The sequence below is a fragment of the Companilactobacillus jidongensis genome, from assembly GCF_003946575.1.
Classification (GTDB): domain Bacteria; phylum Bacillota; class Bacilli; order Lactobacillales; family Lactobacillaceae; genus Companilactobacillus; species Companilactobacillus jidongensis.
This window is the reverse complement of record NZ_RHOP01000033.1, coordinates 1-6,163: the sequence shown is the minus strand read 5'-3', so window position 1 is coordinate 6,163 and position 6,163 is coordinate 1. Positions and strand designations below refer to the sequence as shown.

5 protein-coding genes are annotated in these 6,163 nt (G+C 38.3%); 2 read left to right on the top strand and 3 right to left on the bottom strand.

Annotation, left to right across the window (positions count from 1 at the left end; all coding sequences use genetic code 11):
- Positions 1-123: 123 nt before the first annotated feature.
- From EKM68_RS13445 to EKM68_RS13435, 3 genes are read right to left on the bottom strand one after another with little or no spacing between them, the layout of a single operon-like run.
- Complete coding sequence (locus tag EKM68_RS13445; RefSeq protein ID WP_125591315.1) at positions 124-1,578, bottom strand: amino acid permease; 1,455 nt, start codon at positions 1,576-1,578, stop codon at positions 124-126.
- Between the two features lie 60 nt (positions 1,579-1,638).
- Complete coding sequence (locus tag EKM68_RS13440) at positions 1,639-2,094, bottom strand: threonine/serine exporter family protein (RefSeq protein WP_125591314.1); 456 nt, start codon at positions 2,092-2,094, stop codon at positions 1,639-1,641.
- Between the two features lie 12 nt (positions 2,095-2,106).
- On the bottom strand, positions 2,107-2,856 hold the full coding sequence (locus EKM68_RS13435; protein ID WP_125591313.1) for a threonine/serine exporter family protein: 750 nt from the start codon (positions 2,854-2,856) through the stop codon (positions 2,107-2,109).
- Between the two features lie 248 nt (positions 2,857-3,104).
- On the opposite strand from EKM68_RS13435, the gene EKM68_RS13430 reads away from it, so the two are divergent.
- A complete protein-coding gene (locus EKM68_RS13430; protein WP_125591312.1) occupies positions 3,105-4,349 on the top strand; it encodes an LCP family glycopolymer transferase in 1,245 nt (414 codons plus the stop codon).
- Positions 4,350-4,434: 85 nt separating this feature from the next.
- Positions 4,435-5,976, top strand: a complete 1,542-nt coding sequence (locus tag EKM68_RS13425; RefSeq protein ID WP_125591311.1) for an ABC-F family ATP-binding cassette domain-containing protein — start codon at positions 4,435-4,437, stop codon at positions 5,974-5,976.
- Positions 5,977-6,163: the final 187 nt, after the last annotated feature.

Genomic DNA, 6,163 nt, shown 5'->3' with positions numbered 1-6,163 from the left:
AGTGATGTTCTTTTTGTTTTAAAAGAGTACAAAAAAACTGGTATTGATTATTCATCAATACCAGAAAGTATAGAACCCAAAAAAAACGACTTTCCGTCATCATGACAGGAAGTCGTTTTTGTTTTAAGCGTTAAGTTCAGGACCATTAGTCCGTTTAGCGATTGCCGGTAAGATCAATCCCAAGAGAATGAAGATGATGGGTGTAGCGATGTTAAGTGCTAGTTGGAACCACCATGAAGATGGGTCTTGCGCCATGTTCATTTTTGGAACCATACCCATGATGCAGGCAAATGCTGTTAAGAAGAAAGTCCATAGTCCAAATCCGAAGCCTACGTAACGATTCTTAACAAACATGTAATCTGACTTGTACTTGTCTAATTGTCTTGTCAAAAGCATGTATGCGAGGAATACCCAGAGATAACGCATAGGCATGACGATTGAGTTAAGATTTAGCATCCAGTTGTATAAGTCATTCATGCCCTTGATACCAAGTGCGGGCACAATGATCAAGATAGATACTAGAACAGCTGTCATATAGTATCCATTGATAGCAATACCATTCTTGTTTTTCTTGCTCAATGCTTTAGGGATGTACTTCTTATCAGCATCGTCTAACAACATACGCAGTGGAGCATCGATCGAGATTGCTAGAGCAGCAGCTGAGGCCAAAGTATTCGTGAGAGCGAAGGCCCAGACGAACAAGTTACCAACGTGGAAACTATTACCTAAGAATTGGAAGGCTTGATAAGCACCATTAGCCATCAAGTCAGCTGGAATGTGATTTGAATCAACGATCATTCCAATCGCAAATGAACCAAGTACGGCTGATACAGCAACCATTGCTGCTAAGATGATCATCCCTAGAGGGAATTCTTTTGAAGCATTCTTAGTCTTATTAACATAAGGTGAAATTTTTTCAGATCCACCAACGGCGAAGACTAACATCGAAATAGTCGTGAAGTACTGCATGTCGAATTTCGGGATATAAGTATGAATATCAGACATGTTTGGTGTAGCGATTTGAACATGAGTGATAAATGGAGCACTGACGCCTAAGATGATAAATAGCATCGACATCACAAACATTGCGATACCGGCGATACTACCAATATTGTTCAGTGTGGCAACACCCTTACTTGCTATCCACACGAACCCTAAGAATATCACGAGGCTGAGTCCCTGAACCACAAGTGGTGAGACTGTATTTACGAATGAGCCGTTACCCTTAAATAACCAGCTCAAACTGATCATAATGATCTGTGGTTTCTGTGCTAAATATGGAACGTGAACGACCCAATAAGTCCAGGCGGCGAAGTAAGCAAGCTTGTTATTAGATAACATCTTAATCCATGAACTTACACCACCACCGGAGTTTTGAAAAGCCGATCCTAATTGTCCTACCATTAAGGTATATGGGACAAAATACAAGAGCATGATCAAAATCCAAGATGTCACAACAGCTAAGCCTTGATTGGCAAAGTTATTGATGACATTATTCAAACCCCAAACAGAAGTGAATCCCACTAACGCGATATTCCACCATCTGAAAGTTTTTGCATTATTCTTTGTTTCTGGCATGAAAATATCCTCCTACGAAGGAAGATTATACAGTAAACAATTTGCAATTAAACCCAAAATTTAACGTTTTATTTTTCTAAAATAGATAACTCCTTTAGCCAGTGAGATTAGGTATTGTGCTGAGAATAATCCGACGGCCAAAAAGGAAGCAATTAAAAATGTGGTGATTGCCTGTTCAAGTGAATCGATATATTTGTTCTGGACCATATAGAGGATCGTGCGGTAAGCATTTCCCCCCGGAACTAAATTAACCAAACAAGGGATGTAGATGATATTCTCGGGTAATTTGAATTTACGTGATAGATAGTAGGTCAATAGGCCGATCGTCAAGGCCCCCACAAAGTTAGCGAATAAAATATTAACGTGGGCCCAGTTCTTCAAGACCCAAAAAATCGTCCAACTCAGACCACCAGTCACACCGATAATTCCGGCGGCACGATGAGGGGCATTAGTTATCAACGAAAAACCAATCGCTGATGCAGCACTTAAAACAAGATTTAATAATAATGCAATCATAATGGTGCCTCCTTAGAATAGAATCAATGCAGTGGCGATTCCGAAACCGATACTGCTAGCAACTAGTAAAGCATCGAGTAGTTTGACCGCAGAACTTAGAGCATGTCGCATGACGAGTTCTCTGATAGCATTGGTAATGGCTACTCCGGGAACTAAAGGCATGATTGCGCCAATGATGATGTTATGATACTGGTCAACTAGACCGAAATGACTTAATAATATAGATAGAAGGGCAATTATAAATCCGGAAATAAACAAGTCAGCGTAAGGCATATTAGATAATTTGGCTAAGTAGTATGAAACTCCATATCCAATCGTACCGACAATGAAGCAGTATATGAAGTAATAAAGTGGCATAGTAAATAGAAGCATTGGTGCCATTGAAACGAATCCAGCACCGATAGCTTTCATATAAAAGGGAAAATCCGTTGTATGTTTGTCTTGATAGATTTTTTCGATTTCTTCAGTAAAAACCTTCGGATTGATCGTCTTTTCGGCTAACTTACGTGACAGCGTATTGATGTCATCGATCATCTGTAAATTGGTTCCACCGAGCGTTGATTTAATAAATTTTGAATTTTGTCCATCAACTTCGACGAAAACAGCTGTGACAGTAACGTAACAGTGAACAACGTGTCCAAGAGATTTTCCAATTCTTTCTATTGTATCTTCGATCCGATATGACTCAGCTCCGCCACTGATCAGAAGATACCCCGTCTTCAAGCACAACTCTGATACCCGTTGAGTACTAGTCTTTCTCATTGCTAGTGACCCCCTATAAGCAAGGATATAAAACAAAATAATTATCTTTTTTAAAATTATAACGTCAATACATTATTCTGTAAGTAAATTTGACAGTTTTGATTAAACTTTTATAATGGTGTCTAATGCATTTGTATGCTTAATTTAGTATCGGGTAATCAAATTAAGCTGTATAATTGTATTCTAGCTATATATAATGGATTATGATAAGTAGTTTGTAATTTCGGATACACTAATTGGAGTTTAATATGGACAATAATAATAATATGTCTAGAGAACAAAGAAAGATATCTAGAAACAGCGCCCTGTCTAGCGGAAATGGCGGTGGTGGCGGTAAACATCCTTTCTTAAAGGTAATGGGACTGACACTTCTAGTAGCGCTCTTTGTTGTTGGTGCTTACGGATTCAGATTGTATGCTCAAGCCCAAAATTCTCTGGGAAACACGTACAAAGCCCTAGATGGCAAAGCACCTTCAGCTAAGATCAGTAATAAGAAGCCTGTTTCGATCTTGCTTTTGGGTGTAGATACAACTGATAATGGTGTCAGAGATACTGAGACTGATTATCGTGGTAATTCCGATACAATGATCGTTGTAACGGTTAATCCTAAGACAAATAAGACCACAATGGTATCTGTACCTCGTGATACGATGGCTCAAATTTGGAAGGGTGTTGGGAATAATACCAACAAGATTGCTAAGATCAACTCGGCTTATAATGTTGGGAACGAAGAGAGTGCAGTTGTAACGACTGAAAAACTCTTGAATATACCAATTGACTACTATGTCAAAGTTGATTTTAACTCACTGAAGAAGATCGTTAATTCTGTGGGTGGTGTAGATGTTGATGTACCATTTAGCTTCTCGTATGGTGATACTGGTGAAAAAGTATCACACTTCAAGAAGGGAAAGATGCACTTGAATGGTAAGCAGGCGCTGGATTATTCTCGTATGAGATATGAAGATCCAGAGGGTGACTATGGTCGACAGAAACGTCAACGTCAAGTCATCACTGCTATTATTAAGAGTGCAGCTTCAGCCAAGACCTTTACTCGTTATCAAAAAGTTCTAGATAGCATCTCTAACTCAATGACCACTAATTTGAGCTTCACTGACATGCAATCAATGTTCTTGAATTACAGTGGTGCAGCTAAGAAGATCGGCTCAGATTATGTTCAAGGATACGGTTCAATGATCAGCGGCTCATCATATGAAATTGCACCAACTAAGGAATTGCAACGAGTATCTAATAAGTTGAGAAAGTCACTTGATTTATCACAAGAAACTTTGAGTAATCAAGAGACTAAACTTAACAAGTATAATGAGAAACGTGGATTCTCATTTGAATATACTGGAACTCAGACACAAAATTACGAAACCAAGATTATAAGTTCCACAATATCAGATGGTACTGGAACTACTGGCAGTACTACAAGTGGCGGAGGAACTGAGAACAGTTTTAGTGGATCTGGTTCTGGTCCGTCTAACTATTAATAGAAGATAAAACCAACATGAGGGCTGAAACATGTAATTGTTTCAGCCTTTTGTTATGGTGTTAAAGGATATAAGGAGATTTAATATGAGTGTTTTAGAAGTACATAACTTGACGCAACAGTTCTTAGATAAGAGATTGTATGACGATGCAAGTTTGCAAGTAAATAAAGAAGACCACTTGGGGATCACTGGTCAAAACGGTGTTGGTAAGTCGACCTTCATCAAGATTTTGACTGGCCAGATCGAACCAGACGAAGGAAAGATCACTTGGCAGAAACATTTAACTATCGGTTATTTGGATCAGCAAGCTAGATTAGTTGAAGGGATGTCTGTTAAAGAATACTTGCAGACAGCTTTTAGCAAACTATATGAAGCAAATGACAAATTAGGTGAAATCTATATGAACGATCCTGATGAAGAAGATCTCGAAAAGGCCGGTAAGCTCCAAGAAATCTTAGATGCTAATGACTTCTATGAATTGGATACAAAGATCGAACAGGTAGCTACTGGTCTAGGACTAGATGCTATTGGTTATGATCACGATGTATCAAAACTCAGTGGTGGCCAACGATCAAAGATTATTTTGGCTAAGATCTTATTAGAGAAGCCGGATATGATTCTTTTAGATGAGCCTACTAACTATTTGGATACTAACCACATTGAATGGCTTTCTGAATATTTAAATAATTTTGAAGGTGCCTTCATCGTTATTTCACATGATTACAACTTCTTGGATAAAATCGTTAACTGTATTGCTGACATCGAGTTCGGCAAGATCACCAAATATACAGGTAACTTGAAACAAGTTCAGAAGCAAAAGTCTGCCAATAAAGAGACTTACATGAAAGCCTATGTTAAACAGCAAGAAAAAATTGCGAAAACAAAAGCTTATATCAGAAAATTCAAAGCCGGAACTCGTTCTAAGAGTGCAAAGAGTCGTGAAAAGCAACTGTCACATATGGAAGTCTTAACACCACCAGGTAATAAGAAAATTGGTAGTTTTGGTTTTCCATACGCTGAAATACCTAGTACAAGAATGTTATTAGAAGTTAATGATCTGAAGATCGGTTACGACAAAGCGTTATTTGAACAAAAATTGAATTTCTCCATCGTTAGTGGTGAGAAGATGGTTATTAAAGGATTCAATGGGATTGGTAAATCTACCCTGATCAAGACTCTTTTAGGTAAACTCAAGCCTATTGAAGGTAACTTTGATTTCTCAGAGGTGACTAAGGTTGGATATTTCAAGCAGGATCTTGTTTGGAATAACAATATGGAAACGCCGTTTCAAATCGTCAGTCGTGACCACCCGGATAAGGATGGCAAAGAGATAAGGCGTGTCTTGGCTAGAACTGGATTAACTAATCAACAGATCATGTCTAATATGCGTTCGCTCTCTGGTGGGGAGCAAACTAAGGTTAAATTGGCCGACTTAATGTTTGATCCCACTAACATACTTTTCATGGACGAACCAACTAACCATTTGGACGATGAGAGTAAAGCTGCATTACGAAAAGGGCTTAGAAACTATGATGGATCAATGATCCTGGTTACCCATGAAGAGGATTTCTACAGCAGTGATTGGATCGATAAGGTACTTGATATCGAAGAAATCAAAAAAAACTAACTTATTTTCAAAAAGTACTTGCAAAGGTCGTACTTGAATAGTAATATATATCTTGTTGTTGCGACAGAGCAACGGCGACAACGGCTTGAGAGCTTCCAACTTGATAGTCATTGAAAAATTATTTTAAAAAGTTCTTGACATCATGTTGGGTTCTTGATAAACTAATTGAGTCGCTTGTTAAGAAGTT

Bases quoted from the DNA above. Each gene is read 5' to 3' on its own strand.
- EKM68_RS13435 (WP_125591313.1), bottom strand. From the start codon at position 2,856: ATGAGAAAGACTAGTACTCAACGGGTATCAGAGTTGTGCTTGAAGACG.
- EKM68_RS13430 (WP_125591312.1), top strand. From the start codon at position 3,105: ATGGACAATAATAATAATATGTCTAGAGAACAAAGAAAGATATCTAGA.
- EKM68_RS13440 (WP_125591314.1), bottom strand. From the start codon at position 2,094: ATGATTGCATTATTATTAAATCTTGTTTTAAGTGCTGCATCAGCGATT.
- EKM68_RS13445 (WP_125591315.1), bottom strand. From the start codon at position 1,578: ATGCCAGAAACAAAGAATAATGCAAAAACTTTCAGATGGTGGAATATC.
- EKM68_RS13425 (WP_125591311.1), top strand. From the start codon at position 4,435: ATGAGTGTTTTAGAAGTACATAACTTGACGCAACAGTTCTTAGATAAG.